The organism is Synechococcus sp. RS9916 (assembly GCF_000153825.1).
Classification (GTDB): Bacteria; Cyanobacteriota; Cyanobacteriia; order PCC-6307; family Cyanobiaceae; genus Synechococcus_C.
The window spans coordinates 2,077,745-2,092,744 of the sequence record NZ_DS022299.1 but is presented as its reverse complement, the minus strand read 5'-3'; the positions used below and the strand labels follow the sequence as shown (position 1 = coordinate 2,092,744).

Sequence of the window (15,000 nt, the reverse complement as noted above, 5' to 3'; positions counted from 1 at the left end):
TTCGACACATTGACGCCCTGGCAAAACCAGTCAAAATGCTGTCAACCGAGATACTCGGATGCATAACAGGGATGCGGTTTTCCTCGATGAACTCTGTCCCAAACTGCGTGTCCGACGATGGCGTCAATCTCTCCATACTTATACCGGTAAAAGTTGTATTTATTGCGGCAAACCATCGGAATCAATTGATCACATTGTTCCTCAATGTCGCGGCGGTTTAAGCGTCACTGAGAACTGCGTTCCGGCCTGCTTGTCTTGCAACGGCCAGAAGTCCGATGCCGACGCATTCGACTGGTACCGACGCCAACGGTTTTATGACCCCCGCAGAGCAATGGCGATCCGCGCCTGGATGGACGGAGACCTGCGGCTGGCCATGCGCCTCTTGCAGTGGGCTCAGCCCGAACTCAACACCACGCCTCCAGGTCCCGCTCATCAACGAACCCATGACAACGACGGGCGAGCTGGCGACTGGAGCTTTCAGGCAGCCTGAAGCGATCAGCTCACCAGACGCGACAGACGTCGGCCGAGTGATGACGCTCACAGATGGAGGCCTGCTGCTGGGGTTGCTCTGGGGCCAGCACAAACGCACCGGTGACCAGAGCCGCTGTCATCAAGGCGCCAACCGATTGCGGCAAGCGCAAGCGCATCACCGGGCGGCGCGCCACGATAGGAGTATCTGAGGACAGCACCGACAGAGATGAGCTGGTCATGGTCGACCCGTGAACAAGAACTAATACACTTGTACTGATGCTGAACCAGCTTGTCAAGCGCTGCCGTCCATTGCCGGCCGATGCCACCCTTTTGGTTCTGGGTGCAGGATTCAGCGGCAGCCGGATCGCCTCCCTGGCCAGAGCTCTGGGAACCCGGGTGATCACCACCAACCGCCTTACTGACGACAGCGATCCGGAGACGGCGTTGTGCTTCGACAGCCAACTGGGCCGGCTCCCCTCCCCCGAACAGCTCCGTGGCGTCACTCACCTGGTGAGCACCATTGCCCCGGAACGCGATGGCCAGGATCCCGTGCTGCGCTGCCTCGGCACCCAACTGCTGGACATGCCGCTGCAATGGGTGGGGTACCTGTCCACCACCGGCGTCTATGGCGACCGCCAGGGGCAGTGGGTCAGCGAAATGGATCCAGCCGCACCCACCCAGGAACGCAGCAAGAGGCGACTGGGCTGCGAGCAGGCCTGGCTGAGCACAGGTTTACCCGTGCAGATACTTCGCCTGCCTGGCATCTATGGGCCGGGCCGCTCACCCTTTCAGGCCATCAGGCGCGGTGAAATCCGCCCGATCGACAACCCCGGCCACGTCTTCTCCCGGGTGCATGTGGAAGACATCGCCGGCGCATGCCTGCACCTGATCGATCGCGCGGCCTCAGGCCTGAGGCCCACGCTGGTGAATGTCTGCGATGACCTGCCGGCTGAACCAGCCCAGGTGCAGCAGCACGCAGCGGAGCTGCTTGGCCTCTCCCTACCGCAAAGCCGGCCCTATGCAGACGCTGTGGACAGCATGAGCGCCATGGCCCGCTCGTTCTGGGCAGAACATCGGCGCGTCAGCAACCGACTGCTGTGTGAGGAGCTGGGGTATCAACTCCTCCATCCAGACTTCCGCAACGGCATCCGCGACTGCTGGGAACAGGAGAATCTCAACCCTCAGGGGGGGCCGGCGGCGCGGGCGGCCTGAGCAGAGGATTGTCATGCAGCTGCATCGGCTGTTCGGGATCCCCAAGATCCAGGCCTGCATCCTCCAGCAATCGACGCCAGTCCACCTGCAGCCAGCCATTCTTGAACCCTGTCCCCAGCCCGAAGATCAGCAGTCCCAGAAGCAGCCAGCGCAGCATGGTCATGGTCAACGAACCCACTGACGCTAATCAGCGCTTAGTGATCGCCCTTGGGGACCCTGCCGGCATCGGCATGGAAGTCACTCTGAAAGCGCTGGGCTCACCCGACTGCCCAGGGGCCATGCAGCCCATGCTGGTGGGCTGCCGCCGGACCCTGGAAGCCACCTACACGCAATTGCGCCAGCACTGGGATGGTCCCCTCGCCGATCCGGCGGGCCTGGAGATCGACGACATGCCGCTGACCAAGCCAGCGATCCCCGGCAGGCCGACGCCCGACGATGGTGCCGCCAGTTTCGCCTGGTTGACCCGAGCCACCGAGCACGCCCTGGCAGGCCGAGCCCGCGCCCTGGTCACCGCACCCATCGCCAAACACAACTGGCACGCTGCAGGTCACCACTACCCCGGCCAGACAGAGCGCCTGGCCGAACTGGGGGGCATCACCCAAGCCTCGATGCTGTTCACCGCGGTCTCACCCCTCAGCGGCTGGCGGCTCAACACCCTGCTGGCCACCACCCACATCCCACTGCACACCGTGCCCTCCGTCCTGAACCCTGAGCTACTGGTGAGCAAACTCGACACCCTGGCCACGTTCTGCCGGAGGTTTCGCCAGCACCCCCGACTGGTTGTGGCCGGACTGAATCCCCATGCAGGCGAAAACGGTCAGCTGGGCACCGACGAGCTCGATTGGCTGATTCCCACGCTGGATCAGTGGGCAAGGGCCAACCCTGACGTCAGGGTGCAGGGTCCCCTTCCTCCGGACACCTGTTGGATGAGTGCTGGACAGGCCTGGGCTGAGGGTGCCGATGCGCACAGTCCCGACGGGTATCTGGCTCTGTATCACGACCAGGGCTTGATTCCCGTGAAACTGCTGGCCTTCGATCAAGCGGTCAACACGAGTCTGGGCTTGCCATTTCTACGCACATCTCCAGACCACGGAACCGGTTTTGACATTGCCGGGCAAGGCAAAGCCCGGAGCGCCAGCATGGTGGCCGCACTCCGGGCTGCATGGGATCTCAGTGGCTAAGTGCCTGGATCAGCCAGGCTTAACGCGCATCAGCACTTGGCCGAATTCCACGGGTGTGCCGTTGTCGACCAGGATTTCCACCACTTCGCCGGCGGCTTCCGACTCAAGCTCGTTCATGAGCTTCATCGCCTCAAGAATGCAGACGGTCTGACCCACGCCAATCCGCGTTCCCACTTCAACGAAAGGCGCTTCGCCGGGGGCGGGAGCCCGGTAGAAGGTGCCCACCATGGGAGCCGTCACATCCACCAGATCGGAGCGTGAGGCCGGCACAGCAGGAGGGGGCGTACTGGGTGCGGAAACCTCATGGGAGACCTGCATTGGAGCAGCAGGAGCGGCTGCCACCGCAGCCACGGGCGCAGCCGCGACGGCAACGGCGGGAAGGTTGCGACGGACTTCCAAACGGAAGTCGTCTCCTTCGAGACGGAATTCCTGGATGTCGCTGTCGGAGAGGACCTCCAAAAGGCGGTGGAGCTGATCGTGATCAAGCTGCATGGTCATCAGTTCTCCCGACCCAGGTAGGAATCATTGCGGGTATCCACCTTGATTTTCTCTCCAATAGAGAGAAAGAGAGGAACCATCACCTGAGCACCGGTTTCGAGAATGGCGGGCTTGGTGCCACCGGTGGCGGTATCACCCTTGACGCCAGGGTCGGTCTGGGTGATCTCGAGCACCACAGAGTTAGGCAGTTCCACTTCCAGGGGCTTTTCGTTCCAGGAGACGACGCTGACCTCCATTCCCTCTTTGAGGTACTTGCGGCTGTCACCGATCTGCTTCGCAGTCAGCCGGGTTTCCTCATAGGTGGACATGTCCATGAAGACGTAGTCCTCACCTTCCATATAGGTGTGCTGGAGGGTGGTCTTCTCGAGAATGGCCTGAGGAACCATCTCACCAGCGCGGAAGGTCTTCTCCACCACGTTGCCGCTCTGCACCGCCTTGAGCTTGGTGCGAACGAAAGCAGAACCCTTCCCGGGCTTCACGTGCAGGAACTCGACAACACGCCAAACGGCACCGTCGAGTTCGATGCTGGTGCCGGTGCGAAAGTCGTTGCTGGAGATCATTCCGGCTGGACGGTTCAGGGGATCATACGGCTGTGCCAAAGTCCAGGCAGCACCTGGCTTATCCATGGCCCATCAGCGTCTTGCTGCCCTGCTGGTCGCCCTGATCACTTCATTTGGCCTGTTGGTGGCCACTCCGGCCTATGCCGGACTGCCCCAGGGCAATGCGGTCAAGGACCCTGCTGCGATCCTCCGCGATGCCCTCCCCTTCGAGCAGGAGGATCTGCGCGACCTCCAGCACCGCCTGGAAGGCACCAGCGACGATTTGCGCGCCAAACGCTGGAGTGCCCTGAGCCGCGCAATCAGCAAGACTCAAGGCCTGCTCACCACCCGCCAGAACAGCATCCTGGCGTCGATCCCCGCCAGCGACACCACCACGGCTGAAGGACTGCTGGAGGCCGTGGACGAGGGCATCACAGCCATGCAAGCGGAAGTGGACGCGAAAAACAAAGCGCAATTCATCCAGGTCAGACGCGAGACCCTCGCCCGGGTTGGCGATCTGGAAGCTCTGGTGACCGAGGCCACCATTCCTCCGATTCCCTCGGAATTCGACGCACTCCCTCGACTCAACGGACGCGCCACCGTCGCCATCTCCACCACCCAGGGTGAACTCACCGCCGTGGTGGACGGCTACAACGCCCCACTGACCGCAGGCAGCTTCATCGACCTCAGCCTCAAAGGCTTCTACGACGGCCTGCCCTTCATCCGCGCCGAGGACTTCTACATCCTCCAGACCGGCGATCCTGAAGGCCCGGAGATCGGTTACATCGACCCCAGCACCAAGCAACAGCGCAGAGTCCCTCTGGAAATCAGGGTCCCCGACGAGGACGACACCCTCTACAACCAGACCTTTGAAGACGTCGGTCTGTTCCAAGCCACACCCGTGCTTCCCTTCGCCACCCTCGGCACGCTGGGCTGGGCCCATTCCGACCAGGACCCCGGAGATGGCTCCTCTCAGTTCTTCATGTTTCTCTACGAGGCTGAACTGACACCGGCCGGCCTCAACCTGGTAGATGGTCGCAATGCTGCCTTCGGCTATGTCGTGGATGGCTTTGATGTGCTGGAGGAACTGGGCGTGGACGACAAAGTGGTGAGCATCAAGGTGATTGATGGCGCCGATCGCCTCCAAGCCCACGCCTGAGAGCGAACCGATGGCTGAAACCCTTCGGTCATTGGGGGAAAGTGAACTGATCCGGCGGCTGGCGCAATTCGCGCCAGCCGGCCAGTTGGACGACGACACCGCCGACCTGCCGGCATCAAGCCAGCGCCAGGTGATCAATACCGACCTGCTCGTGGAAGGGGTTCACTTCAGTGACGCCACCACCTCCGCAGAGGATGTGGGGTGGCGGGCCGCAGCAGTCAACCTGTCCGACCTGGCCGCCAGTGGTGCTGACTCAGTTGTTGGTCTCACGGTGGGGCTAGTGGCACCAGGCGAGACGGCGTGGGCCTGGGTGGAAGGGGTCTATAGAGGCCTCCAAGCGGCACTGGATCGTTACGGGGGCGTGCTCCTTGGTGGTGACTGCTCCAGCGGCCAGCAGCGCATGCTGGCCGTGACCGCCATTGGCGCCCTCGGGCCCCTCCGACTGCTGCGCTCGGCGGCACGACCGGGAGATTGGCTGGTGACCAGCGGCCCCCACGGCCTCAGCCGCCTCGGCCTTGCTCTGCTGCAAAACGAGCCTTGCCTCAGCGGCCTCGCCCTGGACAGGGTTCTATGCGCAACAGCGACCCTGCAGCACCAGCGCCCGACCCCCAAATTGGATGCACTCAAGCGACTAATCGCCTGCAAACCCTCCGCTCTTCCCTGGCGGGCGGGCGGCACGGATAGCAGTGATGGACTACTACAGGCTTTAAAAGTGATCAGCGCAACCAGCCATTGCCAGATCCGGCTGGACCCCACTGCTTTGCCTCAGCACCGTGCTTGGCCCAACGCAGCACCGTTCCAGGAGTGGTGCCTCAACGGGGGTGAAGACTTCGAACTGGTGCTCAGCCTGCCTCCATCCTGGGCTCAAGCTTGGTTGCAGCAGCAACCCGACAGCCTCTGGATCGGCGAAGCCGTTGAAGGGCCTTCGGCTGTGGTGTGGTCCGACACCCAAACCCCCGTGCAGGGGAACAACGGCTTTGCCCACTTCGGCCACTGAGGCGCAACAGAGCGCACCACCCCCGGACCCATCGCAAAAAAAGTCCCCCTCTCCCGAGGGGGAGAAGGGGATCCGTGCATTTCGATCGGCTCAACGGCAGGTTGAGCCAACTGGACTCACTTCCAGTTACGAGCCACCACTTCGGCCAGATCCACAACGCGCTGGCTGTAGCCCCACTCGTTGTCGTACCAGGCAACGATCTTGAAGAAGTTGTCGCCCATGGAGAGGGTCAGGTCGGCATCGAAGATGGTCGACTGGTTGGTACCGGCGTAGTCGCTGGACACCAGGGGCAGATCGCCGTACTTGATGATCTTGCTCATGGCGCCATCAGCAGCGCCCTTGATGATCGACTTGATCTCGTCGACGGAAGAAGCGCGGGACGATTCAAACACCAGGTCGACAGCGGACACGTTCGGAGTAGGAACGCGCATGGCGATACCGGTGAACTTGCCCTTCACTGCGGGGTAAACAAGAGCCACGGCCTGGGCAGCACCGGTGGAGGTGGGAACCATGTTCACGGCTGCAGCGCGGGCGCGGCGCAGGTCGCGGTGGTTGTTGTCCAGGATGCGCTGGTCGCCGGTGTAGCTGTGAATGGTGGTCATCAGACCACGGTTGATGCCGATCGACTGATCGATCACCTTGACCAACGGAGCGAGGCAGTTGGTGGTGCAGCTGGCGTTGCTGAGGATGTCCCAGTCTTCGTGGCGGTACTGGTCTTCATTCACGCCCACCACAAAGGTGCCCACCTTGGGTCCCTTACCAGGAGCGGTGAGGATCACCTTCTTAGCGCCAGCCTGAATGTGCATGCTGGCCTTCTCATCGGTGTTGAACACACCGGTGGACTCGAGGACCAGGTCAACACCCCAGTCTTTCCAGGGGCAGTTGAGAGGGTTGCGGTCCGAGAAGAACTTGACCTGCTTGCCATTGACGATCATTGAGTCGTCAGTGGTCTCGATCTTCACGCTGGGGTCAAGCTTGCCCAGAATGGAGTCGTAGGTGAGCAGGTGAGCGCTGGTCTTCGGATCAGACGTGGCATTCACGCCCACGATCTCGATGCCGGTGTCAGCGCCACGGCTGATCCAACCCCGCATCACATTGCGACCGATCCGGCCGAATCCATTGATCGCAACGCGCAGGGTCATAACGAAGGCGGATGAACCGCGAACAGGGTTTGGCCGCCGATCATACAGAAATTGCTTAATTCTTTTTGTACGAGGCTGACAACGCAGGCCAAGGGCGTGATGCGCAACGGCCCGTTCCCAATCGCCGACCGCACATCAGAAGACTGCTGACAAGCGTGTCGATGACAAGTTTTTGGTCGATGACTGACCTATCTTTCGGGCTCACGGTTCAACCCCTTGGCCAGTCTGCTCAGCCGCCAGCAACCCGTTCACTTCATCGGCATCGGCGGCATCGGCATGTCTGCCCTGGCGCTGATCCTGGCAAAACGCGGGCAGCGGGTCTCTGGGTCGGAACCAAAGTCATCACCCATCGTCAAGCAACTGAGCGACCTGGGCGTGGAGGTGTTCCCCGAACAGTGCGCTTCCACCATCACCAAACTGACCACCGGCGAAGCAGCGGCTCCTCAGGTGGTGGTGAGCTCAGCCATTCCTGAGCACAACCCCGAATTGAAGGCAGCCCGTGAACAGGGGCTCACCGTGCTGCACCGATCCGACGTGCTGGCAGCCCTGATCGACGAGCAGCCGGCGATCGCCGTCGCCGGCAGCCACGGCAAAACCACGACCAGCACCGTGATCACCACACTGCTCGCGGCAGCCGGGGAAGACCCCACAGCCGTGATCGGTGGAGTGGTGCCCTGTTATGGCAGCAACGGCCACGCCGGTGAAGGCCGCCTGCTGGTGGCCGAAGCAGACGAGTCGGATGGCTCATTGGTGAAATTTGCCGCCCATCTTGGTGTGATCACCAACTTGGAGCTTGACCACACCGACCATTACGCCGATCTCAATGATCTGATCGGCACCCTCAAACGCTTTGGCAATGGCTGCACACACCTGCTGGCCAACCACGACGATCCAATCCTGAGGGAACATTTCCAGGCCCAAGCCTGGTGGTCTGTAAGCAGTGCAGAGGGCGTCGACTTCGCAGCTCTGCCAGTCACCCTGGAGGGAGATCACACCGAGGCCGACTTCTACGAGCGGGGCAGGCTGATCGGTCGCATCAGCCTGCCGATGCCCGGTCTGCACAACCTCAGCAACGCCACGGCTGCACTGGCGGCCTGCCGAATGGAGGGCATCCCCTTTGCGCATCTACAAGACGGTCTCAGCCAGCTAAGTCCCCCGGGCCGCCGCTTTGATTTCCGCGGCGATTGGGAGGGACGTCTCATCGTTGACGACTACGCCCACCACCCCAGCGAAGTGCGGGCCACCCTTGACATGGCCCAACTGATGCTGAGCAGCGGTCGCAGTCCACTGCCCCAGCCCCCCGAGCGACTGTTGGTGGTGTTTCAACCCCACCGCTACAGCCGAACCCAGGAATTTCTCGACGACTTCGCCCGAGCCCTCAGCAGCGCCGACAGCGTGATCCTGGCACCGATCTATGCAGCCGGAGAGGCACCGATCGACGGGGTCAACAGCCACACCCTGGGGGACGCTCTTCAGCGGCTGATTCCGGATCGATCCGTGCTCGTGGCCAACAGCATGGATCAGCTCACGGCCCTGGTTCAGGAGCACAGCCGTCCCCAGGATCTGGTGCTGGCCATGGGCGCGGGTGATGTGAACAGCCTCTGGAGTCGCCTGTGTCCTGACCCATCCGCCAGAGACGCCTCACGCGCCTCTTCCGTGGCGGCCTGATGGCTTGCGAAGACCCCGCACTGCTGCGGCCCCAGGTTCCTCTGGCGGGCTACACCACCTGGAAGGTAGGGGGCCCCGCCGAATGGCTTGCTGAGCCAACAGACCTCGAGCAGCTCAGCAGCTTGATGGCCTGGGCGCAGCAACGTCAGATGCCCTGGCGGGTGATGGGTGCCGGCTCCAACCTGTTGATCAGCGACGCCGGTTTGCCAGGTCTCACCCTCTGTCTCCGTAAATTGCAGGGGATGTCGGTGGATGCGACCACCGGCGTGGTGGAGGCCCTGGCCGGTGAGCCAATCCCGACCCTGGCGCGCCAAGCCGCCCGAGCCGGGCTCCACGGGCTGGAGTGGGCCGTGGGCATTCCAGGCACCGTCGGTGGGGCAGCCGTGATGAATGCCGGTGCACAGGGGGGGTGCACGGCGGACTGTTTGATGTCGGTGAAGGTGATCGACACCAAAGCCAAAGACGATGCAGGAACGATGCGCACCCTCAACAACGACGCTCTTGCGTTCGCCTATCGCCACAGCGTTTTGCAAGACAGCGCCCTGATGGTGGTGTCAGCCCGCTTTCAACTGGAACCGGGGCATGACCCCAAGGAACTAAGCCGCATCACGAGCAGCAACCTCAACCACCGCACCACCACCCAGCCCTATCAATGGCCCAGCTGCGGCAGTGTGTTTCGCAATCCTGAACCCCACAAAGCCGGACAATTAATTGAAGCTCTGGGGCTGAAGGGCCGACGCATCGGCGGAGCGGAAGTGTCGACGGTGCACGCCAACTTCATCGTCAATACCGGCAATGCCACCGCCAACGACATCCTGGCGTTGATCGAACTGGTGCAACAGGAGGTGCAACGCAGCCACGGCATTGGTCTGCACCCGGAAGTGAAACGGCTGGGATTCCCGTCTGAACCCCTTGCCCTGACGGCCTAACCTGCCCATTCCCATCAAGGCGTCATGGCAGGTTTCGGACTCCCCAATTTTGGTCAGCTCACCGAAGCCTTCCGCAAGGCTCAGCAGATCCAGCAGGACGCCCAGAAGCTGCAGGAAGAACTCGATGCCATGGAGATCGAGGGCAGCAGCAGCGATGGCCGCGCCAGCATCTGGCTGTCGGGCAATCAACAGCCCCTGCGGGTGAAGCTGGACCCAGCCCTGTTGGCCGAGGGTCAGAGCGCCTGTGAAGCCGCCACCCTCGCCGCACTGCAAGCGGCCTACGAGAAGTCCACCGCCACCATGAAAGAGCGGATGCAGGAGCTCACCGGTGGGCTCGACCTCAACCTCCCCGGGATGGGCGGCTGAGATCCAGCAGTTCCTCAACGGCACGCCGGTAAATGCCGTAGCGCTCCCAATCACGGCTGACACCGCAGCCGGGCTCCTCCCGATGCAGGCAATCACGAAAGCGGCAGGGATGGGGCTCGAGCTGTCGGCGCAACTCTGGAAACAACACTTCCAAGTTGTGCACCTGCTTGGGCAGGTCCGGACGGTTAAACCCAGGTGTATCGGCCACCCGGGCTCCCTGGCCCAGGGGGTGCAATTCCACATGGCGCGTGGTGTGGCGCCCTTTCTGCAATCGGCCTGACACGGCGCCAACCCGCAGGGAGAGATCGGGAATCAGACCATTGAGCAGGGAGCTCTTGCCGACACCGGAGGGACCACAGAGCACCGAAAGGGCCTGCGTCTGCAAACGCTCGCGCAGCATGTCGAGACCTTCCCCAGTGGTGGAAGAAATCGCAATCGGCGCGTAACCCCATGCCTCCAGGCGCTGCACCAGGGCCTGACGCTGATCCGAGGACAACAGATCACTCTTGGTCAGCAGCACCTGCACCTCCAAGCCCGTTTGTTCGGCGGTGAGCAGAAAGCGACTGGCCTGGTCAGGATCAAACGTGGGTTGGTCCATGGCAAAAGCCACCACCACAGCCGTGACATTGGCCACAGGAGGACGGGTCAGCCAGCTGCTCCGCGGTTCCACATCCGCAACAACAGCCCGCCCCTGCTGAGGGTCAATCGCCTCCACCCAGACCCGGTCACCCACATGCACCGCAGCACCGCGATGACTGAGACGGGTGCGCCGGGTGCAGAGCAACCGGGTGTCTTGATCGGGCGGATCCAGCTCCACCGCCAGGTAGTTGGCCTGGAGAGCCACCACCATGCCCCGGCTGCGTTCCTCAGCCACCGCCGCAGATCACCCGCAGCGCCACCCAGTGATCGTCGCCGTCCTCGACCTCAACCCGGTGGCCGTCTTGCTCCAAACCAGGCACCACCATGGCTTCCGGTTCACCCCGGTCAAGGGTCACCGACAACACCTCACCCGAGGCCATCGTCTCCAAGGTGAGCTTGCAACGAATGAAATTCACCGGACAAGGCGTGCCGCGGAGATCAAGCCGCTGATCGGGGCCGGTCTCCGCCACGGTCAACCCTGACCAAAGAGGCGTGCAAACAAACCACTCTTGTGGTGGTGATGCTGCACCCCACGCGCCGAGTGATGGCCAGCGAGCTGCTCCAGCAGGGTGCGCTCGTCATCGTTGAGACGCGTCGGCAACTGCACCGCAACGGTCACCCGCTGGTTGCCACGGGCCACCGGATTACCAAGCTTGGGAATGCCCTTGTTCTCCAGGGTGAGCACCGCATTCGGCTGGGTGCCGGGGGGAATCTCCAGACTGGTGGGGCCATCCACCGTTTCCACCTCAATGGTGTCGCCCAGAATCGCCTGGAGATAGCTGACCTTGACGTCAGACAGCACCGTGAGTCCATCCCGGCGCAGATGGGGATGGGGTTTGACCGTCAGGAACACATACAGGTCGCCTGCAGGGCCGCCCCTCAAGCCAGCATTGCCTTCGCCGGCCACACGCAAGCGCGTGCCGGAATCGACTCCAGCAGGAATATTGATGCGCAGCTTTTTACGCACCTGAGTCACGCCCTGCCCTCCACAGGCATTGCAGGGATCAGCAATCACCTGACCAGTGCCATTGCAGGTCGGACATTCGGCCACCTGGGTGAAGTTGCCGAAGGGGGTGCGGGTCGCCCGTCGCACCTGACCAACCCCTCCGCAGGTGGAACAGGTGGTGGGGCCGCTGCCCGATTTGGCACCGCTGCCGTTGCAGGTGGTGCAGGTCTCGAGATGCGGAATGCGGATTTCGCGTTCCTGGCCGAACACGGCCTGGTCGAAATCGATGGTGAGGTCGTAGCGCAGGTCATCACCCTGCTGCGGACCATTCCGGCGCTGGCGTCCTGCAGCACCGCCACCAGCACCACCAAATCCACTGAAGAAGGTCTCAAACAGGTCGGCAAAGCCGCCCATGTCGCCCATATCGGGCATGCCGGCGGCACCGCCGAGACCCGCCTCACCAAACTGGTCGTAGCGGGCCTTGGACTGGGGGTCGCTCAGAACTTCGTAAGCCCGACCGATCTCCTTGAAACGGTCCTCGGCGCCAGGCTCCTTGTTGATATCCGGGTGGTACTGGCGAGCGAGGCGCCGATAGGCACGCTTCAACGTGTCGGCGTCGGCGTCACGACTGACGCCGAGCAGGTCGTAAAAATCGGCCATCAGCTCGTCATCCCGTTCATCACCCTAAGGGCCAGCCCAGGGGGCTCAGGCCTCCTGGTGGTTGGGTTCTCCCTCCATCGAGGCCTGATCGGAGCCGGAATCCGTGACCGCATCTGCGGCCGGAGCAGCCGCGGCCTCTCCCTGGGGACCAGGGCCCATCGACACCTTGACCATGGCGTGGCGCAGCACCCGGCCATTGAGGTGATAGCCCCGCTGCAACTCCTCGATCACCACATCCTCGTGATGCTCCTCGCTGGGTTCACGCAGCACCGCTTCGTGCAGGGTTGGGTCGAACTCCTGACCCACCACCCGCATGGGAGCCACACCAAGCTGCTTCAGCACCTCCACCAATTGCTTGTAGAGACCCTGGTAGCTGCGGTGCAGAGCCTGAGCCTCTTCACCCTCGGGGTTGAGCTGCTGGCGGGCCCGCTCAAAGTTGTCCACCACCGGGAGAATCTCGCTCAGGGTGTTGCAGGTGAGCTGCAGCTTCAGGTCATCCTGATCGCGGCTCTGGCGCTTGCGGAAATTGTCGAAATCAGCAGCGATGCGCATGTACTGACTGCGCAGGGTCTCGTGCTCCTCCCGCAGGCTGCTGTGCTCACGCTCCAATTGCTCCAGGCGGGCGTCGTTGTCGCGAGCGTCCGTGGCCGGCTGCTCGGCGACACCTGCAGCAGCATCAGCAACGGGAGCGTCAACAGACTCCGCTGCCGCATCAGCAACCTGACCCGATGCTGCAGCGTCAGCGGCGAGATCGTTGGCAGGGGAAGAGGGATCGCCGCTCATGCTGACCAGTTGGAGATTCACACCTAGACATGTTGATAGGTGAGGCTCACCTCCCACAAGCGGGGGAAGCCCGCACCTTCAGGTCATCCATCCCTCGCCGGCAGTGCCGTGAGTCAACCGCAGCGCTTGGTTCTGGAGCTGTTGCTGCAGGAAGCAGTGCCGGACAAGCTCGACACCACAAACCACGAACGCCTAGTGAAACGCCTGGTGGACAAAGGCTTGGCACCGGCCGAGCATCCCCGGGTGGCCGCTGCACTGGCCGCACTGCAGTCGACCGGTTCTGCTGAAGCAACCCCACCCATTGACAGCAGTCAGCCGGACGCCAACCCGGATGCTCTGGTGGAGGAGCCCCTCAAAGCAAGCGCGAGCGACGACGACGCCATCAACCTCGACTCACTGCTCTCCGGCTTCAACAGTGAGGGGGTGCTGGAGGAGAACGCTGAAGACCAGACGCGCCTGACCGCAAACCACGAAGACCTCGAACAGACGCTCCGCGACACCAACGCCTCACCGGTGGTGAATCTGGTGAACCGGATCCTGCTGCAGGCCCTGCAACTGGGCGCCAGCGACATCCACGTGGAACCCCAGCAGATCGGGCTGCAGGTGCGCTTCCGCCAGGACGGCGTCCTGCAGAGCTACAGCGAACCGCTGCCGGCCCGGCTGGTGCCAGCCGTCACCTCCCGTTTCAAGATCATGGCCGACCTGGACATCGCCGAACGTCGGCAGGCTCAGGACGGGCGCATCCGCAGGCGCTTCCGCGATCGCACCGTGGATTTCCGGGTCAACAGCCTGCCCAGCCGCTTCGGCGAAAAAATCGTGCTCAGGCTGCTGGACAGCTCCTCCACCCAACTGGGGCTCGACAAACTGATCTCCAACCCGGAGGCCCTGGAGCTGGTGCGGGCGCTTGGCTCCAAACCCTTCGGAATGATCCTGGTCACCGGACCGACTGGATCGGGGAAGTCGACCACCCTCTATTCGCTGCTGGCGGAACGGAACGACCCCGGCATCAACATCTCCACGGTGGAGGACCCGATCGAATACACCCTGCCGGGCATCACCCAGTGCCAGGTGAACCGGGAGAAGGGCTTCGACTTCAGCACGGCTCTGCGGGCCTTCATGCGCCAGGACCCAGATGTGCTGCTGGTGGGGGAAACCCGCGATCTGGAAACGGCAAAAACCGCCATCGAAGCCGCCCTCACCGGCCACCTGGTGCTCACCACGCTGCATTGCAATGACGCCCCCAGCGCCATCGCCCGCCTCGGCGAAATGGGGGTGGAACCGTTCATGGTCAGCGCCTCCCTGATCGGGATCGTCTCTCAGAGGCTGTTGCGCAAGGTGTGCAGCCACTGCCGCCAGAGCTATCAGCCCAACGCCACCGAACTGGCTCGGTTTGGCCTGATGAGCCACCACGAAAGCCATGTGCGCTTCTTCCGCGCTCACCACCACGACGGCACTGGTGAACCCTGCCCGCACTGTCAGGGCAGTGGCTACCAGGGTCGGATTGGGGTCTATGAAGTGCTGCGCATGAATGAACAGCTGGCCACCGCCGTGGCCAATGGGGCCACCACCGATGTGCTGCGCCGCCTGGCCTTGGAATCCGGCATGAAAACGCTGCTGGGTTACAGCCTCGAACTGGTGCGCAAGGGTCAGACGACCCTGGAAGAGGTGGGGAGAATGATCCTGACCGATTCAGGGCTGGAATCGGAACGACGCGCCCGGGCCCTGAGCACCGTCACATGTGAAGGATGTGGTGGCGGACTGCAGGAAGGGTGGCTGGAATGTCCGTACTGTCTGACGCCCCGTCAGTGAG

Annotated in this window: 18 protein-coding genes; 9 read left to right on the top strand and 9 right to left on the bottom strand. The window is 62.8% G+C overall.

Features of this window, described 5'->3' with window-relative positions; translation table 11 throughout:
* Positions 1-58 precede the first annotated feature (58 nt).
* Complete coding sequence (locus RS9916_RS10890; protein WP_038023686.1) at positions 59-490, top strand: HNH endonuclease; 432 nt, start codon at positions 59-61, stop codon at positions 488-490.
* A gap of 10 nt (positions 491-500) precedes the next feature.
* Here the strand turns inward: RS9916_RS10890 and RS9916_RS10885 are convergent, their stop codons facing one another.
* The gene (locus RS9916_RS10885; RefSeq protein WP_007099465.1) at positions 501-710 is read right to left on the bottom strand and encodes a hypothetical protein; all 210 of its coding nucleotides are present in this window, start codon (positions 708-710) and stop codon (positions 501-503) included.
* A 37-nt stretch (positions 711-747) separates the two neighbouring features.
* On the opposite strand from RS9916_RS10885, the gene RS9916_RS10880 reads away from it, so the two are divergent.
* The gene (locus RS9916_RS10880; protein WP_007099464.1) at positions 748-1,683 is read left to right on the top strand and encodes an SDR family oxidoreductase; all 936 of its coding nucleotides are present in this window, start codon (positions 748-750) and stop codon (positions 1,681-1,683) included.
* Here the strand turns inward: RS9916_RS10880 and RS9916_RS10875 are convergent.
* Positions 1,646-1,846, bottom strand: coding sequence for a hypothetical protein (locus tag RS9916_RS10875; RefSeq protein ID WP_007099463.1), 201 nt, complete (start codon positions 1,844-1,846; stop codon positions 1,646-1,648). The two genes, RS9916_RS10880 and RS9916_RS10875, sit on opposite strands and share 38 nt — an antisense overlap.
* On the opposite strand from RS9916_RS10875, the gene pdxA reads away from it, so the two are divergent.
* Entirely contained in the window at positions 1,839-2,864 is a 1,026-nt protein-coding gene (pdxA, locus tag RS9916_RS10870) for a 4-hydroxythreonine-4-phosphate dehydrogenase PdxA (RefSeq protein WP_007099462.1), read from the top strand. The genes RS9916_RS10875 and pdxA overlap by 8 nt on opposite strands.
* A 9-nt stretch (positions 2,865-2,873) precedes the next feature.
* Here the strand turns inward: pdxA and accB are convergent, their stop codons facing one another.
* Together accB and efp are read right to left on the bottom strand one after the other, a co-directional pair.
* Positions 2,874-3,362, bottom strand: a complete 489-nt coding sequence (gene accB, locus RS9916_RS10865) for an acetyl-CoA carboxylase biotin carboxyl carrier protein (RefSeq protein WP_007099461.1) — start codon at positions 3,360-3,362, stop codon at positions 2,874-2,876.
* A complete protein-coding gene (gene efp / locus RS9916_RS10860; RefSeq protein ID WP_007099460.1) occupies positions 3,362-3,922 on the bottom strand; it encodes an elongation factor P in 561 nt (186 codons plus the stop codon). The genes accB and efp overlap by 1 nt, the downstream gene beginning before the upstream one ends.
* 64 nt (positions 3,923-3,986) lie before the next feature.
* On the opposite strand from efp, the gene RS9916_RS10855 reads away from it, so the two are divergent.
* Together RS9916_RS10855 and thiL are read left to right on the top strand one after the other, a co-directional pair.
* A complete protein-coding gene (locus RS9916_RS10855; protein WP_007099459.1) occupies positions 3,987-5,060 on the top strand; it encodes a peptidylprolyl isomerase in 1,074 nt (357 codons plus the stop codon).
* Positions 5,029-6,057: a thiamine-phosphate kinase gene (gene thiL / locus RS9916_RS10850; protein WP_007099458.1), complete on the top strand. Its 1,029-nt coding sequence runs from the start codon at positions 5,029-5,031 to the stop codon at positions 6,055-6,057. Before RS9916_RS10855 ends, thiL begins: the two co-directional genes overlap by 32 nt.
* 116 nt (positions 6,058-6,173) lie before the next feature.
* On the opposite strand, the gene gap is transcribed toward thiL, so the two are convergent.
* Positions 6,174-7,199 carry a type I glyceraldehyde-3-phosphate dehydrogenase gene (gap, locus tag RS9916_RS10845; RefSeq protein WP_007099457.1) on the bottom strand — a complete coding sequence of 342 codons (1,026 nt, stop codon included), beginning with the start codon at positions 7,197-7,199 and terminating at the stop codon, positions 6,174-6,176.
* 216 nt (positions 7,200-7,415) lie between these two features.
* Here gap and murC point away from each other — a divergent pair, with 216 nt between their 5' ends.
* Genes murC through RS9916_RS10830 form a run of 3 tightly spaced genes read left to right on the top strand, consistent with a single transcriptional unit; the run spans position 7,416 to position 10,162 of the window.
* The gene (murC, locus tag RS9916_RS10840; protein WP_007099456.1) at positions 7,416-8,867 is read left to right on the top strand and encodes a UDP-N-acetylmuramate--L-alanine ligase; all 1,452 of its coding nucleotides are present in this window, start codon (positions 7,416-7,418) and stop codon (positions 8,865-8,867) included.
* Entirely contained in the window at positions 8,867-9,796 is a 930-nt protein-coding gene (gene murB, locus RS9916_RS10835) for a UDP-N-acetylmuramate dehydrogenase (protein ID WP_007099455.1), read from the top strand. Before murC ends, murB begins: the two co-directional genes overlap by 1 nt.
* Positions 9,797-9,820: 24 nt before the next feature.
* Complete coding sequence (locus RS9916_RS10830; protein WP_007099454.1) at positions 9,821-10,162, top strand: YbaB/EbfC family nucleoid-associated protein; 342 nt, start codon at positions 9,821-9,823, stop codon at positions 10,160-10,162.
* Here the strand turns inward: RS9916_RS10830 and rsgA are convergent.
* Genes rsgA through grpE form a run of 4 tightly spaced genes read right to left on the bottom strand, consistent with a single transcriptional unit; the run spans position 10,137 to position 13,190 of the window.
* The gene (rsgA, locus tag RS9916_RS10825) at positions 10,137-11,012 is read right to left on the bottom strand and encodes a ribosome small subunit-dependent GTPase A (RefSeq protein WP_038024538.1); all 876 of its coding nucleotides are present in this window, start codon (positions 11,010-11,012) and stop codon (positions 10,137-10,139) included. The two genes, RS9916_RS10830 and rsgA, sit on opposite strands and share 26 nt — an antisense overlap.
* A gap of 16 nt (positions 11,013-11,028) precedes the next feature.
* Positions 11,029-11,277 (bottom strand): sulfurtransferase TusA family protein, encoded by a 249-nt coding sequence (locus tag RS9916_RS10820; RefSeq protein ID WP_007099452.1) that lies wholly within the window; start codon positions 11,275-11,277, stop codon positions 11,029-11,031.
* Complete coding sequence (gene dnaJ, locus RS9916_RS10815) at positions 11,274-12,407, bottom strand: molecular chaperone DnaJ (protein ID WP_007099451.1); 1,134 nt, start codon at positions 12,405-12,407, stop codon at positions 11,274-11,276. The genes RS9916_RS10820 and dnaJ overlap by 4 nt, the downstream gene beginning before the upstream one ends.
* 45 nt (positions 12,408-12,452) lie before the next feature.
* Entirely contained in the window at positions 12,453-13,190 is a 738-nt protein-coding gene (gene grpE, locus RS9916_RS10810) for a nucleotide exchange factor GrpE (RefSeq protein WP_038024536.1), read from the bottom strand.
* A 39-nt stretch (positions 13,191-13,229) separates the two neighbouring features.
* Here grpE and RS9916_RS10805 point away from each other — a divergent pair, with 39 nt between their 5' ends.
* Positions 13,230-14,999 (top strand): GspE/PulE family protein, encoded by a 1,770-nt coding sequence (locus RS9916_RS10805; RefSeq protein WP_007099449.1) that lies wholly within the window; start codon positions 13,230-13,232, stop codon positions 14,997-14,999.
* Position 15,000: the final 1 nt, after the last annotated feature.

What these genes read in the sequence shown, in the direction of transcription:
- pdxA (WP_007099462.1), top strand. Translation starts at nt 1,839, where the DNA reads ATGGTCATGGTCAACGAACCCACTGACGCTAATCAGCGCTTAGTGATC.
- murB (WP_007099455.1), top strand. Translation starts at nt 8,867, where the DNA reads ATGGCTTGCGAAGACCCCGCACTGCTGCGGCCCCAGGTTCCTCTGGCG.
- grpE (WP_038024536.1), bottom strand. Translation starts at nt 13,190, where the DNA reads ATGAGCGGCGATCCCTCTTCCCCTGCCAACGATCTCGCCGCTGACGCT.
- rsgA (WP_038024538.1), bottom strand. Translation starts at nt 11,012, where the DNA reads ATGGTGGTGGCTCTCCAGGCCAACTACCTGGCGGTGGAGCTGGATCCG.
- gap (WP_007099457.1), bottom strand. Translation starts at nt 7,199, where the DNA reads ATGACCCTGCGCGTTGCGATCAATGGATTCGGCCGGATCGGTCGCAAT.
- RS9916_RS10880 (WP_007099464.1), top strand. Translation starts at nt 748, where the DNA reads ATGCTGAACCAGCTTGTCAAGCGCTGCCGTCCATTGCCGGCCGATGCC.
- thiL (WP_007099458.1), top strand. Translation starts at nt 5,029, where the DNA reads ATGGCGCCGATCGCCTCCAAGCCCACGCCTGAGAGCGAACCGATGGCT.
- RS9916_RS10875 (WP_007099463.1), bottom strand. Translation starts at nt 1,846, where the DNA reads ATGACCATGCTGCGCTGGCTGCTTCTGGGACTGCTGATCTTCGGGCTG.
- RS9916_RS10855 (WP_007099459.1), top strand. Translation starts at nt 3,987, where the DNA reads ATGGCCCATCAGCGTCTTGCTGCCCTGCTGGTCGCCCTGATCACTTCA.
- accB (WP_007099461.1), bottom strand. Translation starts at nt 3,362, where the DNA reads ATGACCATGCAGCTTGATCACGATCAGCTCCACCGCCTTTTGGAGGTC.
- efp (WP_007099460.1), bottom strand. Translation starts at nt 3,922, where the DNA reads ATGATCTCCAGCAACGACTTTCGCACCGGCACCAGCATCGAACTCGAC.
- RS9916_RS10830 (WP_007099454.1), top strand. Translation starts at nt 9,821, where the DNA reads ATGGCAGGTTTCGGACTCCCCAATTTTGGTCAGCTCACCGAAGCCTTC.
- RS9916_RS10885 (WP_007099465.1), bottom strand. Translation starts at nt 710, where the DNA reads ATGACCAGCTCATCTCTGTCGGTGCTGTCCTCAGATACTCCTATCGTG.
- RS9916_RS10890 (WP_038023686.1), top strand. Translation starts at nt 59, where the DNA reads ATGCATAACAGGGATGCGGTTTTCCTCGATGAACTCTGTCCCAAACTG.
- dnaJ (WP_007099451.1), bottom strand. Translation starts at nt 12,407, where the DNA reads ATGGCCGATTTTTACGACCTGCTCGGCGTCAGTCGTGACGCCGACGCC.